Raw genomic sequence first — 17,167 nt, 5'->3', positions numbered from 1 at the left:
TACCTCCACTATTCACTTATTATTCTTACAATATAGAATACTATCTTTCCAAAAGAATGAATCCCTCTGTCATGATCTCCATTATCTTTGCAAACAATTCTGGCAGTTGGTTGGTCCTGTCCTTTTCTCCAGTTAGATAGGCTACTATTATATCTTTTATATCTGAAATGATAACGGCTCCCTGCCTAAAAATAACGGATGCATTAAGCCAGGTCTCATTACCAAATTCTTTTCCCATATCATTAAGAACACAGCACATTTTATCAAAACCACCATAGAAGTTTACTTCATCGGGTTCCATAATTCCACGAAGAACGTTAGGAACTGTGGGTACTGCACCAAAAAACATAACCAGGTTTAAGAGTATCTTATCATAATCCTCCTTTGTGAGTTCACTTTTTAGTTTTGGCAATTCATATATAAATTTTTGTAATCCTTTTCTGCCGGTAAAGTTTACTTGGGGATTTAAAAACATCTCACTTTTTTTTGCAAGTGATTCTTCAGTAATCTGGTATTTGGTCTTTGCGTTATAAAATCTGACCGTGCAGACAGTGTTTGGTTTAGATAAACCTGAATAACTGCAATTCCAGGCTTTACGCAGCTGCGTATAAGGAAGTGTATGAACCTCCTTACGCCCGCAATCAAGCAAATCTATGCATTGTGCATCTTCATCATACCCTATCATCAAAACATAATGGAATGGTATATGCTCTTTAAGATAAATTTTTGAATAGTATGGCAGATCATACATATCCAGTGCCCCCAAAACTGGAGGATACCCAGCATCAATTTCTGACTTAGCCTTTCTAAGCGCCTGCTCAAACATTTTATATTCGTAATGTTTGTATTCAAAGCCTACAATGGGGGCAAGAAATTCATACATCTGCTTCGTGCGTCCATCTCCAAGCGCAATCATTCGTTTCAGGTCAGATTTCGGCGTTTTCATGTAGCAGAATGATCCGAAAGAGGAGAGCGTGAAAAAGAAATTTGGCGGAAGCTTTTCACCAGTTTCTCGTATATACAGATCCTCAATTCCATTCCACATACATTCATAGTCGTGTACATGATGCTCCAGCTTAATTAATTTCTTTTGCATAAATACAAACCTCCTGACGCTTATAGCATTCTTACAACAGGAGTATAAACCCTCACATTATGCGAGAGTCAATAGCAAATTATTTTAAAACCTGCTCCATGCTTTCAACCTTTGCATACCGGTTGTTCCAAATTTTGTTTTCATAATATTCTGCCAAATCTTTTCCGCTTGCAAATGCATTGTCAAATGTAGTAGTTGTCGACTGAGGTATGGTTACCTCATATTCGTATTCAAACGCCACTTTACAGGTAACATCCAGACAGTACTCTGTCTGCATTCCACATAAAATAATGTTTTTTACACCAATCTTCTGAAGATATTCATGAAGCCCGGTTTTTCTAAATGCACTGTTATACTGTTTCTCAAATATTTTATCATTTTGCATCGGAGCTATTTCTTTGTATATCGTCCAGCCTATGCTGCCATGCTCCAGTTCATCGCCAATTCCGCCATCGTGTTGAATGTATATAATGGGGAGGTCTTTTTTTCTGCAGGTATCCAATAATTCCTTTATATTTTCTACCACAGTCACCCAGTTGTAAGGTTCTGCTTCTACCAAAGCCGTCTGCATGTCCACAATTATTAATGCATCATAGTTCATAATAAATTCTCCCGGTTTCTTTTATAATTTTATAATCTTGGCTGGGCATATCCCATACGGCATATCGACCAATTTAATGTTGTAGTTTTAATTTTATCAGATATACCCCATAAATTCTTTATAATTCGAAGTTCCACATTTCTTTTTAACAAAGCCTCGAATAAATCATTAACAATATATTTTTCAATGGGTTTTTGAGCCTCTCTGGAAATATAATACCCTGCAATCTCATCCTGAACTTCAAAGCCTTCCAGAGCAAACTCATAAAGATATAAATGGGTATTTTTCATAGTTTGAAACCAGCTACTTTCAATAATAACAACATGCTGAATTTCAGGTGAGGTAAAAAATACCTCTTTGTCATGCCTGGAAGTATGTTCACCTATATGGTAAGTTACTCTTGGGCAGTTTCTTGGAGTCAAAAAATTTGGCAAATGCGTTTCATCTATAGCCCATACTAATCCAACACTTTTATCCAAGTCCTCTCTTTCCGGAATTCTGGGATTAAAAATATTGATATTACCATCCTCGCTTACGTGGAACAGCCGCATATCAGACGCACCCTTTCTCAGATAATCTTCTCAATAATTAGTAATTTCATTTCTAATATCTTAAAACTGTACAGGGTAAAATGCAACAGGTAAATAAAAAACCCCTGTATTACAAGTCTTTCTAGTAGTGGTAACCGCAGTTCTCAAGTAATGATCCCAACCTCCCTCGCATATAATTGAATATCCATGTATTCTTCCAAAGCTTAATAATGCCGGTTGTAGGAATATTAACTGAAATTGCAGATAAAGGATCTCAGCACCAGAAATGGAGCAACAAATAAATTGATTATTAATATAAGGGATGATGCAGAATTGAACCAAATGGTATATATGAATTATAAAATTTATTTAATAACAATGGATAAAAGTGATCAATTTTGGAGTTTTATGAATAATGGTGCCAGAGAAATGGCTTCTATGTTAGGTGTTACATGTGTATGGGATGGCCCCCTGACAAGAGATGTAAATAAACAAATCGAAATATTTAACAATGCAGTAGCAGCGGGAGCGGATGCAATCATGTTAGCCGCCAGTGATCCTATAAAAATTTCAAGTTCAGTTGAAGATGCAAAATCAAAGGGTGTAAAAATCATTTATGTTGATGCACCCGCATTTGAACAAGCCATCGTAACCTTAGCTACTGATAATTATGCAGCTGGTAAGATAGCCGGAGAAAATATGTTTTACGAATTAGATGATGCTGGGCTCACCAGTGGTTCAATAGGAGTCATTGGGGTAACGCCTGAAAACAGAACGACTGTAAATCGGGATTTAGGATTCCGCGATTATTTTAATATGTTTAGCAAATATCAAATATTAGATACTATTTACACCAATGGTGACCCGGAATTAGCTAAACAGGCTACGAAAAAATATATAAGAGACAATCCAAATCTAGTTGGTATCTTTTCAACCAATGAAGGTACTACGTTAGGGATGGGAAACGCTTTGAAAGAAAATAATACAAATATTATCGGTATTGGATTTGATATCACAGAGACCATACAGGAAATGATAAGAAATAATATTATAAAAGCTGTATTAGTACAAAGCCCATTTACAATGGGCTATTTGGGTATGGCTGAGGCAATTGCTGCATTAAGGGGATTAGATACAGGTTCACAATTTATTAATACCGGAGTGACTGTAGTTAATAGATATACGCCAGTTTAAGCCATGGCAACGCCAATCCTATCATTACCCCTGCACTGGTGCAACAGGTATGTCAGCACCCCAATTTATTTCTAAATTCAATAATTGTACCTTCCGGAGCCTTCAATTTAAATAATTTACCACCATTTACTTCATAAATATCATTTGCGCCATGTTTAATAAATGAATGGGCTCCTTTTTCACCGAGTTCATAATATAATTGATTTATATCATTTACCCAAAGGCAAATATGAGAGACACCCGTATGTTCATCATCTATTTGATCAAACTGTCGTTCATTTTTTGTTGTCTGTAATTCAATACAAAGGCTGTCATTTTTAATCCATGTATTATACTCTCTTCCATGGAAATCAGGTGTTTCCTCTATTATTTCCATATCAAGCATCTTACAATAAAATTTTAACGACTGCTCATAGTCGTTAGTTTGTATACAAATATGGTGAAGAAAGCTTTTTCTCATTTTATATATTTATCTCCTCTTCAAAACTAATCTTTTCAATTAAGAATACACCCATTACTATCTATTATCAATATTAAGTTTTCTATGTACAGTAATTCATTAAATGACCATGTAAATAGCGTTAAAGATATTTCACCCTATAGTGTCCGTACTCAGCGGAGTACCTGATGTACCATAAGTTTTAATTACTAAAGAATGAATTGTCCTGGTCCTGTCAACGTGTTTAAGGTGCATTTACTTTCTATTGTATTTATCATCTGCAACATAACGTCCTCCGTCACCTAAATCAAACATGTAAATTGAAAAAGAATCTTCTGTATCTGCCATAAAGTTATGCGGTAAGTAAGCATTCTCAAATTTTATATCATCTGCATTCGCCCATTGAGTAAATATATAAATAATAGTCTGGTTATATTCATCTAAAAGTGCATATTCATAGCATCCGTCATCCCCATAGATAGCAACATACGCCGGATATCCAAATTTTTCTGTATTATAACGTATCTTCTGTGTAATTCCCTGGTAGCTTTCTTTTATTTGTGCTAATCGTTTGACCTCATCAGAGTATGTGGGAGTATCGTAAGTACATTTTAGATATATTTGATAATAAGGATCAAAAATCTCATCCTTGTACTCAAAATAATATTGAGTACCCGTACCTTTATCTGGTATTTGTTCTGGAAAAATATCTAAATTACTATACCCTTTAAAACCATTAAACATACCATATTCATCTGTATCAGTAATAACTTTCTTCTGATTCATAGCAATACTTATTGTAATTAAAGTTAATAAAATAAAAGATATTACAATAAAACCTCTTTTTTTCATGCTATTTTTCCCTGACTTTCTTACATTGTATCAAGCAGGTGCTTAATCCTAATGTTGCCAAGCATTACCCAGTAGGATTTCTTGCTCACTTATTCATGAGTATAGCATAGTCTATTTTTTAACAACATAGCAAAACAGCGTAATATCCAAAGCATTACAACAAATAAAATAACAGTGAACAGGCGCTTTCATTTGCCGGATTAAAAGAACTTGATATGAGTAAATCATACTACCTAAAGGCTGACAGGCACTCAAAAATAGCGGAAGCCTTCATAAACCCAGGCTTCCGCTACAAATAAAAAAGTGCGGGACGGGACTCGGACCCGTAATTCTCTAAGCTTATTCTTTATTGAGCAGAAGCGCCATTTTAAATTTCCCTTCTGCTTTCACACTATGAAGTCCATTTTTCTCAAAGCGGAAATTTTCACCCTCTTTTATATTATATTTTTTTCCTTCATAGCCAATGGTTGCCTTTCCTTCCAGTGCAAAAAACAATGCATCACCAGGGGCTTTGTGTTCAGAAAGCATGCAGCCATCATCAAACGATAGTATCATAAACTTTATTCCTTCGCCAGATACAAGGTCCATATTAACGATACTTCCCTCTTCATAGTCTATCAGACTTTTTAAATCAAATACCTCATTGGCTTTTAAAATTTCGTTCATTTTAATCTCCTTTTCAAATAGTATTTCTGTGTAGATAAGCCCCTTTTCTCCTACGGAGTTCACTCCACACCATGTTCCCTCATGTAAAAAAATAATATTTTGTGAATTCATGGGCAGCTTACAATTACCGTCTTTCCCAATATCAAACATGCCAGTTCCATAGGCACCAATGTAGATAACTGGATTATTATAAGCTTCTTTACTTATATCCGTGCCGCTTCCAAGTGAAAAGTGGTGTACCTTAGACGTTTTTCCTATTTTCACATTTGTTGATATTGTCATTCCCGATTTTGGCACATGCTTTTCTGAAATTGAATATACTTCTGTCTGCAAAATAACTGCCTCCTTCGATTGATCAGACACGCCTAAGCTCATAGCAATCCATATAAGATAAATCCATTCCTTCCGGAATTGCTGCAAATGTAGACTTATAATAAGCTTCCTTATCCTTTACTGAAGCACTGAATATATAATTATATCCAAGATTAAACAAATATTCAGGGCACAGTTCAGCGCTTGGACCATATATTCCTCTGATTTTTGCATGCTTACATGCCTCCAGGATATCTATATAGGTGTTATTTACGATTGTGCATCCAGTCATTACTACAATATCCAGACTTTCAAGTACCTCTTTATGTAAAAGCGCATTATCTCCAAGATGCCAATGGATGTTTTCCGGATATACTTTCGTCTCATTTCCGATTTTATAATTTAAAATTCCTTTTGGATCCCTAAAATCAAAAGCATGAAATTCCTTACACTTTCCAAGAAATACTTCATTATACAGGCCATAACCTATGATTCCAACCTTTTTATCTTTTACTTCATAATCAAATAAACGCCCTTCTGTTCTGATAATTCCTCTGTCCTTCAGCCTGTCTGCTGAGTTAAATGGCTTGCTTAAAAGATTGCATAAGCAAGCCGCTATTGTCCTAAGTTCGGGATCAGACCGTTCCATAAGTTCATAAACACAATCATCTGCCGGTCTGCCAATTAAGGACTTTAGCAGATTCTCATATTCATCAAAACTCTTCTCCTGTCCCACTCGCAGTGACATGGATAATCTGTCATTGGTATCAGATACCATGAACCATCGGTATCCCATTATAAATTCTTTTATGATTGGCACAGCTTCCTTATATTTTTCATAGTTTTTCTGTATCATTTTCATTGCTATCCTTAAATCGTTCATAATCTTCCTCCTGTATCGTTGGTAATTGATATTGGAACGATGCTCTTTACGATACCATCGTTATATTGAAATTCATTTACTGCAACATTTACATGAAATGCTTTTGAAATATTCTCTTCATTCAGAATCTGCTGGGTTTGTCCGTATACATATTCGCCAGTATGATTGAGCATGAGCGTATCATCAGAAATAGAAATTGCATTTGCAGGATAATGTGTATTCATAACAGCACAAATCCCTTCCTCATGTGCCATACGCTCAATCAGACTCAGCACCAGTATCTGATTATGGAAATCAAGACCGGTTTCCGGCTCATCAAGAATAATAAGATCAGGTTTGTTGATCAGTGCTTTTGCTATGAGCACCATCTGCAGTTCTCCTCCGCTCATATGGTTGCAGTCTTTGTCTGCCAGTCTCTCTATTCCTATTTGCTTCATTATTTCTTTGGCCATCTCTATATCTTTGATACTTGGTTGTTCAAAAACCCCAAGATGTGCACTACGTCCAAGAACCACCATCTCAAGGCCTGTAATTGAAAATGCAAATGTATGAGACTGGGGTATATAGGAAACTTTCGACCACAGCTTTTTTGAATTCATACATTTTATATCCTCTCCATATAAAAAGCTTTTTCCATCCCCCCAGTCCAAAAGCCCAACCATACATTTCAAAAGTGTTGTCTTGCCTGCTCCATTGGGGCCAAGCACCGATAGAATTCTGCCCTCGTTTAATTTAAAGTTAATATTCTTTAATATCTTTTGCTGACGTGGATAGCCAAAATTCCCATTCTGTACTTCAAGTATCAATGTAAGCTCCCCCTATTTCTTTTTAGCAATGATATAAATACTGGTGCCCCGATAATTGCAGTGAGGATTGACAACGGGAGTTCAATTACACTAATGCTTCTGGAAAATGTATCAATAATAATCATAAAACTTGCACCAATACTGATTCCTACAGGAACCACATAACGATTGTTACTTCCTACAAACATTCTTGAACAGTGGGGGATCAAAAGCCCGATCCAACCAACCTGTCCACACATTGAAACACAGGAAGCCGTTATGACTGTAGCCGCCAGTACGAAAATTAATCGTGTTTTCTTTAAATCCATTCCGCTTGCTCTCGCCTCATCATCACTCAGTGATAATATATTTAATTTCCATCTCATCAGATAGATCACTGCAATTCCAGCAAGTATAAGCGGTGAGCCTACCATAATTTTTTTATAGGATGCACTAGTAAAGCTTCCCATCAGCCAATAGGTGATCGCAGGAAGTTTATCCAAAGGATCAGCAGTATATTTCAGCAATGAGCCTACTGCATTAAACAAAGCCGATATAATGACTCCAGCCAGCACAAGAAATACTACTGACTGACCGTTTCTATCTCCTGCAAGCATCATCGTAATCCATACAGCAAAAAGGCCAAAAGCCAATGCAAGCAGCTGAGTTTCCATAATACCCATGGACATAATAATGGCAATGATCGCACCCACACAGGTTCCACTTGTAACACCCAGAACATCTGGTGTTGCCAGCGGATTAGAAAAAAGTGACTGGAACGCATTTCCCGCACATGTAAGACCAGCGCCAACAATGATTGCCATAATAATTCTTGGCGCTCTTAAATTTATGACTATGGAATAGTTCTGGCTCTGTCTATTTCCCCTTGCTGCATCGGTTAAGGTATGAATTACCTCTATAATAGAAAGATTCATTCTTCCGATACACAAGCTTATAAGTGCCGTAGCAATGGGCAATAGAAACATTGTCAGTATTGCAGCAATCGTGAATTTGTTATGTCTGATCCAAACTGTATTTTTCATCGCAATTGAAGCATTCCCTTCATTTCTTCCTCAGTAATTTCATATCCATAATAGTTCTTGTAATAATCACGTATTACTGTTTCCAGAGGATAGTCTGAAAATTGTTCCGGATAAGTATTACATGCAAGCCAGGCTAATACAAGAGGTGCATCCGGATTCGGGGTAAACCAGTTCCACATTCCCAGTGTTGTGTTATATACACGTTCCTCTTTAACTGCCTGTATTGTTGAAAAATCTACACCCTCAATTTTATTATCTATCACATCCTGCCTGTTCAGCTTTAAAAGACCCGGTCCATTTAAAAATAGTACCTGCGGATTCCATTCATATATTTGTTCAAAGCTAACCTGTGCGAACCCCTTTGTCTCCTCTGCTACATTTTTAACTCCCAGGTGCTGCAGCCAATAATCACCAAATACACCTTTGCCGGAAACCTGTGGAACACCATCGATCAGCTTAAATAAAATCATTGTACTCGGACGCTCATCTTCCGGTATATTTCCTATTCTTGTTTCCACATCTTTAATAATCTTATTGCCCGCTTCAATAAAGTCATCCATCTTCCCCTTCTCTTCAAATACATCCTCAAGAAGTAGCAGCCACTCCTTATACCTTATAATAGGATCTGCTGGGGAATCTGCACCTACAGTCGCAAATCCTATGGATGGGATTCCACTTGAAGCCAGTATTTGTGCATGTTCTTTATTATTAGCATTATAGAAAATCACATCTGGTTTCAGCTTTATAATCTCCTCAATATTCAGCTCCGATTGCGCATATACTGTGTCCGATGATTCAAGCAGCTCTGGCGCAATATTCTTTAATGCTGTGTCTGATATGGTTTCCTTAAACGAACCGCTATATCCGACGATATGAGGTGCTGAACCTTTAAAATATGCCATATAGGTAGACAATATCGGAATCTGATCGATTACAATTCGTTCTATCTTATTTGGAACCTCAATACGATTTCCGGCATGATCTGTTACTATATGAGTACCTGATTGCCCGTTGTCTGCTTTGGATTCTGTTTTATTCTCTTCCGCAGCAGTGACAAATTCTTCAGATACTGCTTCTGCCCCAGATGAGACAGCCGTATTGTTCTTATTATTAGAAGCACAGGCGGTTAATAACAACAATGATGCTAATAAAAGTGAAGTTGCTTTAAATCTTAATCTCATAATATCCTCCTCGTCCGTTAGTTATAACTAACTCATATATAAGTCTATACGAAAAAAAGGATTATTTCCATTGCAACTGCAACGAAATGAATCCTTTTATTGATATTTATTTACTATAAATACATTTTTTCTATAATCTATAAAGCCTTCCTTTTTCATTCTGCTAAGCTCTCTTGATAATGCACTTCTCTCAACACCGAGATAGTCTGCCATTTCCTGTCTGTTCATATCGATCAGGCATCTATCTCCTTTCAGAGGAGTATATTTTAATAGTGCCCAAATTTTGTCACGTATTGAACGCCTGCTCATAATATGGATTCTTCTATTTTGTTCGAGATTGGCTAAAGCGGTCTGTCTTAACAAATTAGCAGTTACCAGCGAAGCAAATCTACAGCTGATTGCCTCCTGACTAAAAAGCTTTGACATTTTTAAAAACAGGATTTTTGTTTTTTTGCATGCAATCACAGTCACAAGAGATGGCTGGTCTGTAATACAGGAATGGGAGCAGCCAAAGGAATCCGAAGGGATTGCCACCTTTATACTAGAGTCATCTCCTATCGTTCCCGGTACAATCAGTTTCACCTTTCCCTCCAGAACCATACCAGCATTTGATATCATATCTCCATATTGATATATTATTTCACCCTTGCCATAGATTCTGATATGTCCCTCTAAACAATAGAGAACATGTTTTATCGTCTCATCATCGGCCAATTGAAATAGATCAGATTCTCTTAAAATACCATAGTATTGTTCCATTTATTCTCCGTATGCAGTGTGTTAGTCTCATCTAACTCTATCTCATTTTATATCCTTTGTCAAATAAATACAGGTTATTGCTTCACATGAAAGATGGCAAGGGCGCCCGGTCTACCCCAAAAAAGACATTTCAATTAAACAAAAAAAGCCTGAAACCCTTGTAAAACCAAGGTTCCGGCTATTCATTAATAAAAGCGCGAGACGGGACTCGAACCCGCGACCCCGACCTTGGCAAGGTCGTACTCCACCAACTGAGCCACTCGCGCATAAAATATTCATTTCACAACACTGGCATTATATCATATACAGTAGGAATTTGCAATATATTTGTAAATTTTTTTATAACAGAAATAATATAAAACAAAGGTTTATTTCAGAAAAACAGGAAACTTTATCCAATCAATTATCTTAATTAAATGCTGGAAATTTCACCCATTAGCCCTTATTATTTTCCTAGTTTCATTAATTTTCAAGCGCCATTCTTTTATATTCTTAATCCAATGCTTAATATAACCAATTATTCTGATTTTTCATTGACACCATACTAAGGGTTCCGTATAATGCAAGAAATTGGTCATCTGACCAAAAGGGAGGCATGATATGGGGCAAATTTTATCAATAGAAGAACAACCCTGCAGCATTTCAACAGAGGACAGAATTCTGGATGCAGCCCTCACCATCATTCAGGAAAAAACCATTAGCGGGTTGAGAATCCGGCAGGTGGCAGAAAGAGCAAATTTATTTCAATCCAACATTCATTATTATTACAACAGTAAGAAAGAGCTTCTCCTTGCTGTTCAGAAAAAAGTCTTAAACCGTTACCGCGAAATCCGCCAGCAATCCATTTATCAGTCAGGTATTGGTCCGGAAGCGACTCTGGAAGATCGCCTGGACATTTTTATAAAACAAAAGATTTACACCATTCTAATCGATAATAAATACGATGTGGCAGAGCTTGATTTTTGGAACCAGTCCCGCCTGGATCCTGATATGCATCAGGAATTCTGTCTTTCCTATCAGAACTGGAGAACAGAAATCAGGGAAATCGCAGAAATATTTGCACCAGATATGCCTTTTGCAAAACAGAATCTGATTGCCGGGATTGCGGTTTCTTTGCTGGAGGGGGCCGCGGTTCAGTTTCTGGTTGATAAAGACGCTTTTGATTTAGATTCTTATTTTGCTTATTGCAAATCAATCCTGATCAGAGAGATCAGAGGCTAGGAGGAACCAATGAAGGAATTGCTGAAAATGGAGCAGATTACCAAGCAGTTTGGGGATGTATATGCCAATCGCAATATCAATCTCTCTGTAATGGAGGGTGAGGTACATACTCTGCTGGGAGAAAACGGAGCAGGAAAAAGCACCCTGATGAATATTTTAATCGGCTTATACCAGCCTACTGCCGGAACCATTTATCTGCGTGGTGAAAAAGTGAAAATTGACTCACCAAAAGCGGCGGTAAAAATGGGCATTGGCATGGTTCATCAGCATTTTATGCTGGTAGAGGCCATGACTGTATTGGAAAACATTATTCTGGGAAGCCGGAAGGATTCCTCTGTCTTCATCAAAAAGGATCAGGTAAGAAAGGAAATCCTGGCTCTTTCTGAAAAATACGGCCTTGACGTGGAACTGGACAAGCAGATCACTGAAATCTCCGTTGGAGCCCAGCAGCGTGTGGAAATATTAAAAGCCCTTTACCGGGGAGCGGAACTTCTTATTCTTGATGAACCCACAGCTGCACTTACCGACATTGAAGCAGAAGGACTTTTTTCCATAATCCGCAAACTGACTGGAGAGCAAAAATCCGTGATATTTATTTCCCATAAGATGAGAGAGGTTCTTTCCATCAGCGACAGGATCACCATTTTGCGGGCAGGCGAGACTATCACCACTTTAAATAAAGAGGATACTGACGGCACTCAGCTGGCTAATTTAATGATTGGTAGGGAAATGGTGCCCAGTAATTATAAGAAGGTTACCTCTGACGGAGATGAAGTCCTAAGCTTTCAAAATATCAGCTATCAAAAGCAGCAGAAACACAACGGTTTAAATCAGGTAAGCCTTACCGTACGAAAGGGAGAAATTCTTGGCATCGCAGGAGTGGACGGAAACGGTCAGTCACAGCTTGCACAACTTGCAGCCGGAATTATTGCACCTGAAGAGGGAGAGGTTTTGTTAAAAGCATCCCGCGTATCCCGTTTTGCACCAAACGGCTTTATTCTCTCCCACGTTTCCCATGTTCCGGAGGACCGTAATAAGATGGGACTGATCGGCAATATGACAGTCAGGGAAAATCTGATTTTAAAAGCCACAGAAGAAGCCCGTTTTTCCTACGGACACGGAGCACTCTTAAAGAACAAAGCCATTACAAACTTTGCACTTGAAATGAAGGAAAAAAATGATATCCGCTGCGCCTCCATTGAGCAGGAGGTGCGAAACTTATCTGGAGGAAACCAGCAGAAAATCATACTTGCCAGAGAAATGGAAAATGACCCGGAACTTCTGATCGCGGTTCATCCAACCAGAGGTTTGGATATCGGCGCCGCCCGTTATGTTCATGATACTATGGCCGCTGCCAGGGATCGGGGCTGTTCGATTCTGTTAATCAGTGCTGATTTTGATGAAATACTCAATTTATCAGACCGGATTCTGGTTATGTTCGAGGGTCAGGTCATGGGAACCTACTCAGGAGTTAACCCTCCCATTGAACAAATCTCACTTGCAATGGCAGGAAAGGGGAATTAGGACATGAAGCAGAGAGAAAATTTAATGAAGGTCATCGTGCCCGTGTTATCCATTCTGGTAGCATTTATCATAGGAGGGATCATTATGATCTGCCTGGGTAAAAACCCCTTTCAGGCATATGGATTTCTGTTTTCCGGCGCATTTGGAAGCAGCAGAAAGATCGCTCAGACCCTTGTAATCGCCTGCCCTTTGATCTTTACCGGACTGACTGCAGCTTTTTCCTATAAATGCGGTGTTTTTAACCTTGGCGGCGAAGGCCAGTTTGTTATGGGCGCCGTTGCCAGCATCTTTTTTGTAACCAAGTCCGGAATCGGGGGAATTGCAGGAATCCTGCTCAGCCTTCTCATCGGCGCTGCGGCAGGAGCTGTATGGGGTGCAATTCCAGGAATTTTAAAGATTACAAGAGGCTTAAATGAAATGATTGTCAGCATCATGCTGAATTACGTAGCGACTCTCTTTATGGGTTACGTTTATACTACCCTTTTACGTGACGGAAGTGTTCCCCAGACCTTTGCAATTCCTGACAGCACCAAACTGGCAGTTGTATCGAAAAGCTTTCCCGTTCACTGGGGTGTATGGATTGCTTTATTTCTGGCATTTGCAGGGTATTACTTTTTATTCTATACCTCAAAGGGATTTAAACTGAGAGCAGTGGGCTTAAATTCAACTGCCGCATTTTACAATGGTTTTCCCGTAAACCGGTATGTACTCTTCTCCTTTATTGCATCCGGAGCGGTTGCCGGGCTGGGCGGAAGCGTAGAGCTTCATGGAAAACAGTTAAGACTGATGGGGGGATTTGGCCAGGGTTTCGGCTTTGATGGCGTGGCAATCGCACTGATTGCCCAGCTTAATCCCATCGGAACTGCTGCGGTTGCATTTATCTTTGCTGTACTGAGAAAAGGGGCAAGTACCTTGCAGACCGGTATGCAGATTCCTACCGCTGTGGTTGATATCATTCAGGCATTGGTAATTATATTTGCGGTGGCTGGCACAGCGCTGTTAAAGCTTCCCGCAATCAGACAATACATAAACAGCCATATGGGGAAAAAGGAGGTTACCAACTGATGAATGCATTTTTCAACATGAATTTTCTCACAGAGCTGCTTCTTTCTACCATACGAATGGCAACTCCCATTCTGTTCGTTGCACTGGCTGAAACCTACTCCGAACGGGCCGGACTGGTCAATATCGGTCTTGACGGAATCATGTCCTTTGGTGCATTAATTGGTTTCTTAATCGGTTATAAAACCGGCAGCCCCACAACCGGTATTCTGGCTGGTGCGCTGTCAGGCGTTGCCATTAATATGATTTATGCATTCTGCACCATCCGTTTATGTGCGCCCCAGATTGTTTATGGTATGGCAATTAATATTTTTGCACCGGCACTGGCTTCCTTTATCTACCGCCTTTCCTTTTCCGACACCTCAACACTGATCCAGGGCGTATCCATGAAAGCAATGCCCATTCCGGTTCTTTGTAACATTCCGGTTCTTGGACCTTTGTTTTTTAACCATATCCCTCTGGTGTACATGGCATATCTGCTGGTACCTGTCACAGCCGTGTTTTTTAACAGGACAAAAGCAGGACTTAATTTTAAAGCCGTTGGCGAATTTCCCAAAGCGGCAGAAACACTGGGAATCAATGTTGTACTTCAAAAATACATTGCCTGCATCATCTGCGGCGCACTTGCGGGAATCGGCGGAGCGTATTTAACCATCTGCTACACCAGCACTTACTCCGAAGGAATTGTGGCAGGCCGTGGATTTATTGCTCTTTCAGCTGTTATATTCGGGCGATGGATGCCTTCCGGTGTATTGTTAGCCTGCCTGCTTTTTGGGTTTTGTGATGCACTTCAGATCCGGCTCCAGCTGTTAAGTCCTTCCACCCCCTACCAGCTTCTCCAGATGATTCCCTATCTTTGTACCCTGTTTGTTCTTGCATTTTTCGGGATACGAAAAAGCGGTCCAAAAGCCAACGGACAGCCCTATTACAGGGAAGAACGATGATGATAATTCCAGGACAGCCCTGCAATTATATATTTTTTCAAACATAAAAGGAGGATTTATTATGAAAAAGACTATGAAAACAGCATCTCTTATTATGGCCGCAGTCCTTACTGCCATGAGTCTTGCCGCATGCAGCAGCGCGTCTGCACCAACAAAAGCGGCAGAAACTTCTGCAGCAGAGACAACAAAAGCTGAAACCACAAAAGCAGAAGAGACAAAGGCTGCTGACTCTTCAAAAGCAGCCGGCTATAAAGTGGCCATGGTTCTTGACTCTTCAGTTTCAGACGGAGGCTGGGGCGCAAGCTGCTATCAGGCTATGGTAAATGCAGCGAAAGACAGCGGCTGGGAAACTGTGTATACGGACAATGTGGCCACTGCTGATTTTACCACGGTTATGACCGATTACGCAGAATTGGGCTACAACCTGATCTTCGCACCAGGCAATCAGTATACCGATGCAGTAAAGCAGGTAGCAGAAGAATATCCGGATATCAAATTTGCTTTGTTAAATGGTACTGTTGAAACAGAAAACATTACCTCCATTCTTCCTGATGCAAAGCAGATTGGTTACATGGCAGGTGCTCTGGCAGGTCTCATGAGCAAGACAGACAACATCGGATTTATCGGCGGTATGGAGCTGGATACCACAAAGGCAAAGCTGGAATGCTATGAGAAGGCAGCCAAAAAAGTAAATCCTGATATTAAAGTCTCATCTGCTTATGCAGGCTCTTTCAGCGATACTGCCAAGGGTAAGGAAATCGCTTCCTCCATGGTTTCCACCTATGATGTTGACGTAATGTTTGGTGATGCCTCCGCAGTTGATACCGGAGCACGGGAAGCACTGGCTGGATCAGAGGGCAGATACGATATCGGTCAGCCAGGTGATTTAGGCTCTGCTGATCACAAAATTATCATCTGCTCTGTTGTGACCGACAACGCGGCTTTATTAAAAGCCTGTATGAAGGATGTGGAAGCAGATACCTTTGGCGGCAAAACCATTTACGGTGATTTAAGCAACGGATGCTTAAGCATCGGAACCTTTTCCAATTTAGTTCCGCAGGATATTCAGACACAGTACAAAGAAATAGTTGATCAGATTAAGGCAGGAACCTTTATTCAGTAATTAAAAATCCCCGTGAAAGCAAGTATGAAAATACTTCTCTCACGGGGATTTTCCTGTCTTTTTTTAACGGGAATCTTTCTAACAATACATAATGAACAGAATTGGGGAATCCTGATAATCGGTTATTACAACTTATTATTTCAGTGTAAAGGAATTAAAGAAAGTGTCAATTTCCGGTGTTCTTTCACCTGATTCAGACACTGCCTGAAGCTGATAAATATGATCTCCGGCAATATAGACTCTGTGATAGAAAACGATGGTATCAGATCCCAGGGGAGCACTGTATTTTAATTCTTTACCCTGGTATTCGCCAAGGGTAATATCCTTGGTGTCTTCAATGGTATAGGGAATATTTCCAACTGCACCTTCTAACATAGCGGAAGGATCTGCTGCTGCACCCTCAGGTATGGCACTGTACATAACATTGTAAAGGGCATCTTCCTGCTCAAGCATATAAGAATACAGATCAATTGCAGTTCCTTCAGAGGAAACTGACTGCTTCATCTCTTTTGGTGTTCCCGGGTAGCTGGCTGTAAATAATCCGTTTGGATCTTCAAATGTTGCGAAAGCGTCTGCGCCTGCTTCTGTACTGGCTTCAGCTGCTTTGCTTTCCTGAGTAATTTCCTGTGATTGTGCAACAGTTGTTTCTGTTGCAACGGCTTCTGCCTTTTTACCGCAGCCTGCAAGTGCTGCAATCAATAAACAGGCCAGTAAAATAGAATAAATTCTCTTTTTCATAATTTCTCCTCGTCAATTGGTATTGGCAATCCCCCTGCTTTTATATGTAAAATCGAAAGCAGTAAAATTATAGCATAAAATTCCAGTGGTAACAACCTATTATTTTTTAATTATTAATTAAGATTTTTGTAACGATTATTTTCAATCCATGAATGTCATGATTTTATCATAAGGGTTTACCAAATAACAAAATTCATGCTATAATATAGGAAGA

The 17,167-nt window shown here is 39.3% G+C and carries 18 protein-coding genes and 1 tRNA gene; 6 read left to right on the top strand and 13 right to left on the bottom strand.

Annotated features, from left to right (window positions below; translation table 11 throughout):
- Positions 1-40 precede the first annotated feature (40 nt).
- From ABS301_RS12475 to ABS301_RS12465, 3 genes are all read right to left on the bottom strand, one after another.
- Entirely contained in the window at positions 41-1,096 is a 1,056-nt protein-coding gene (locus ABS301_RS12475; RefSeq protein ID WP_349672524.1) for a BtrH N-terminal domain-containing protein, read from the bottom strand.
- 79 nt (positions 1,097-1,175) lie between these two features.
- Entirely contained in the window at positions 1,176-1,697 is a 522-nt protein-coding gene (locus ABS301_RS12470; RefSeq protein ID WP_349672523.1) for a cysteine hydrolase family protein, read from the bottom strand.
- A gap of 29 nt (positions 1,698-1,726) precedes the next feature.
- Complete coding sequence (locus tag ABS301_RS12465; protein WP_349672522.1) at positions 1,727-2,248, bottom strand: DUF6886 family protein; 522 nt, start codon at positions 2,246-2,248, stop codon at positions 1,727-1,729.
- Positions 2,249-2,485: 237 nt separating this feature from the next.
- On the opposite strand from ABS301_RS12465, the gene ABS301_RS12460 reads away from it, so the two are divergent.
- Positions 2,486-3,421 carry a substrate-binding domain-containing protein gene (locus ABS301_RS12460; RefSeq protein ID WP_349672521.1) on the top strand — a complete coding sequence of 312 codons (936 nt, stop codon included), beginning with the start codon at positions 2,486-2,488 and terminating at the stop codon, positions 3,419-3,421.
- A gap of 52 nt (positions 3,422-3,473) precedes the next feature.
- On the opposite strand, the gene ABS301_RS12455 is transcribed toward ABS301_RS12460, so the two are convergent.
- The 9 genes from ABS301_RS12455 to ABS301_RS12415 form a co-directional block, all read right to left on the bottom strand.
- Positions 3,474-3,881, bottom strand: coding sequence for a VOC family protein (locus ABS301_RS12455; protein WP_349672520.1), 408 nt, complete (start codon positions 3,879-3,881; stop codon positions 3,474-3,476).
- A 234-nt stretch (positions 3,882-4,115) separates the two neighbouring features.
- On the bottom strand, positions 4,116-4,712 hold the full coding sequence (locus ABS301_RS12450) for a hypothetical protein (protein WP_349672519.1): 597 nt from the start codon (positions 4,710-4,712) through the stop codon (positions 4,116-4,118).
- A gap of 339 nt (positions 4,713-5,051) precedes the next feature.
- Positions 5,052-5,711, bottom strand: coding sequence for a cupin domain-containing protein (locus ABS301_RS12445; RefSeq protein WP_349672518.1), 660 nt, complete (start codon positions 5,709-5,711; stop codon positions 5,052-5,054).
- A gap of 22 nt (positions 5,712-5,733) precedes the next feature.
- Entirely contained in the window at positions 5,734-6,573 is an 840-nt protein-coding gene (locus ABS301_RS12440; protein ID WP_349672517.1) for a Rossmann-like domain-containing protein, read from the bottom strand.
- Positions 6,570-7,379: an ABC transporter ATP-binding protein gene (locus ABS301_RS12435; RefSeq protein ID WP_349672516.1), complete on the bottom strand. Its 810-nt coding sequence runs from the start codon at positions 7,377-7,379 to the stop codon at positions 6,570-6,572. Before ABS301_RS12435 ends, ABS301_RS12440 begins: the two co-directional genes overlap by 4 nt.
- Positions 7,376-8,401, bottom strand: a complete 1,026-nt coding sequence (locus ABS301_RS12430; RefSeq protein ID WP_349672515.1) for a FecCD family ABC transporter permease — start codon at positions 8,399-8,401, stop codon at positions 7,376-7,378. The genes ABS301_RS12435 and ABS301_RS12430 overlap by 4 nt, the downstream gene beginning before the upstream one ends.
- Positions 8,398-9,582, bottom strand: a complete 1,185-nt coding sequence (locus ABS301_RS12425; RefSeq protein WP_349672514.1) for an ABC transporter substrate-binding protein — start codon at positions 9,580-9,582, stop codon at positions 8,398-8,400. Before ABS301_RS12425 ends, ABS301_RS12430 begins: the two co-directional genes overlap by 4 nt.
- Positions 9,583-9,678: 96 nt before the next feature.
- The gene (locus ABS301_RS12420) at positions 9,679-10,341 is read right to left on the bottom strand and encodes a Crp/Fnr family transcriptional regulator (protein WP_349672513.1); all 663 of its coding nucleotides are present in this window, start codon (positions 10,339-10,341) and stop codon (positions 9,679-9,681) included.
- A gap of 193 nt (positions 10,342-10,534) precedes the next feature.
- Positions 10,535-10,607, bottom strand: a tRNA-Gly gene (locus ABS301_RS12415).
- Between the two features lie 334 nt (positions 10,608-10,941).
- Here ABS301_RS12415 and ABS301_RS12410 point away from each other — a divergent pair.
- The 5 genes from ABS301_RS12410 (at position 10,942) to ABS301_RS12390 (ending at position 16,215) form a co-directional block, all read left to right on the top strand.
- Complete coding sequence (locus ABS301_RS12410) at positions 10,942-11,562, top strand: TetR/AcrR family transcriptional regulator (protein ID WP_349672512.1); 621 nt, start codon at positions 10,942-10,944, stop codon at positions 11,560-11,562.
- A gap of 9 nt (positions 11,563-11,571) precedes the next feature.
- Complete coding sequence (locus ABS301_RS12405) at positions 11,572-13,086, top strand: ABC transporter ATP-binding protein (RefSeq protein ID WP_349672511.1); 1,515 nt, start codon at positions 11,572-11,574, stop codon at positions 13,084-13,086.
- Between the two features lie 3 nt (positions 13,087-13,089).
- A complete protein-coding gene (locus ABS301_RS12400; protein WP_349672510.1) occupies positions 13,090-14,151 on the top strand; it encodes an ABC transporter permease in 1,062 nt (353 codons plus the stop codon).
- A complete protein-coding gene (locus ABS301_RS12395; protein ID WP_349672509.1) occupies positions 14,151-15,092 on the top strand; it encodes an ABC transporter permease in 942 nt (313 codons plus the stop codon). Before ABS301_RS12400 ends, ABS301_RS12395 begins: the two co-directional genes overlap by 1 nt.
- Before the next feature lie 61 nt (positions 15,093-15,153).
- Positions 15,154-16,215: a BMP family protein gene (locus tag ABS301_RS12390; protein WP_349672508.1), complete on the top strand. Its 1,062-nt coding sequence runs from the start codon at positions 15,154-15,156 to the stop codon at positions 16,213-16,215.
- Positions 16,216-16,350: 135 nt separating this feature from the next.
- Here the strand turns inward: ABS301_RS12390 and ABS301_RS12385 are convergent, their stop codons facing one another.
- Positions 16,351-16,953 (bottom strand): hypothetical protein, encoded by a 603-nt coding sequence (locus ABS301_RS12385; RefSeq protein ID WP_349672507.1) that lies wholly within the window; start codon positions 16,951-16,953, stop codon positions 16,351-16,353.
- Positions 16,954-17,167: the final 214 nt, after the last annotated feature.

Origin of the sequence: Lacrimispora sp. (assembly GCF_031982545.1) — a bacterium.
In the GTDB taxonomy this organism is placed as follows: domain Bacteria; phylum Bacillota; class Clostridia; order Lachnospirales; family Lachnospiraceae; genus Lacrimispora.
This window is presented reverse-complemented; position numbering and strand designations above follow the sequence as displayed.

Bases quoted from the DNA above. Each gene is read 5' to 3' on its own strand.
- ABS301_RS12475 (WP_349672524.1), bottom strand. From the start codon at position 1,096: ATGCAAAAGAAATTAATTAAGCTGGAGCATCATGTACACGACTATGAA.
- ABS301_RS12470 (WP_349672523.1), bottom strand. From the start codon at position 1,697: ATGAACTATGATGCATTAATAATTGTGGACATGCAGACGGCTTTGGTA.
- ABS301_RS12465 (WP_349672522.1), bottom strand. From the start codon at position 2,248: ATGCGGCTGTTCCACGTAAGCGAGGATGGTAATATCAATATTTTTAAT.
- ABS301_RS12455 (WP_349672520.1), bottom strand. From the start codon at position 3,881: ATGAGAAAAAGCTTTCTTCACCATATTTGTATACAAACTAACGACTAT.
- ABS301_RS12450 (WP_349672519.1), bottom strand. From the start codon at position 4,712: ATGAAAAAAAGAGGTTTTATTGTAATATCTTTTATTTTATTAACTTTA.
- ABS301_RS12440 (WP_349672517.1), bottom strand. From the start codon at position 6,573: ATGAACGATTTAAGGATAGCAATGAAAATGATACAGAAAAACTATGAA.
- ABS301_RS12430 (WP_349672515.1), bottom strand. From the start codon at position 8,401: ATGAAAAATACAGTTTGGATCAGACATAACAAATTCACGATTGCTGCA.
- ABS301_RS12425 (WP_349672514.1), bottom strand. From the start codon at position 9,582: ATGAGATTAAGATTTAAAGCAACTTCACTTTTATTAGCATCATTGTTG.
- ABS301_RS12420 (WP_349672513.1), bottom strand. From the start codon at position 10,341: ATGGAACAATACTATGGTATTTTAAGAGAATCTGATCTATTTCAATTG.
- ABS301_RS12410 (WP_349672512.1), top strand. From the start codon at position 10,942: ATGGGGCAAATTTTATCAATAGAAGAACAACCCTGCAGCATTTCAACA.
- ABS301_RS12405 (WP_349672511.1), top strand. From the start codon at position 11,572: ATGAAGGAATTGCTGAAAATGGAGCAGATTACCAAGCAGTTTGGGGAT.
- ABS301_RS12400 (WP_349672510.1), top strand. From the start codon at position 13,090: ATGAAGCAGAGAGAAAATTTAATGAAGGTCATCGTGCCCGTGTTATCC.
- ABS301_RS12395 (WP_349672509.1), top strand. From the start codon at position 14,151: ATGAATGCATTTTTCAACATGAATTTTCTCACAGAGCTGCTTCTTTCT.
- ABS301_RS12390 (WP_349672508.1), top strand. From the start codon at position 15,154: ATGAAAAAGACTATGAAAACAGCATCTCTTATTATGGCCGCAGTCCTT.
- ABS301_RS12385 (WP_349672507.1), bottom strand. From the start codon at position 16,953: ATGAAAAAGAGAATTTATTCTATTTTACTGGCCTGTTTATTGATTGCA.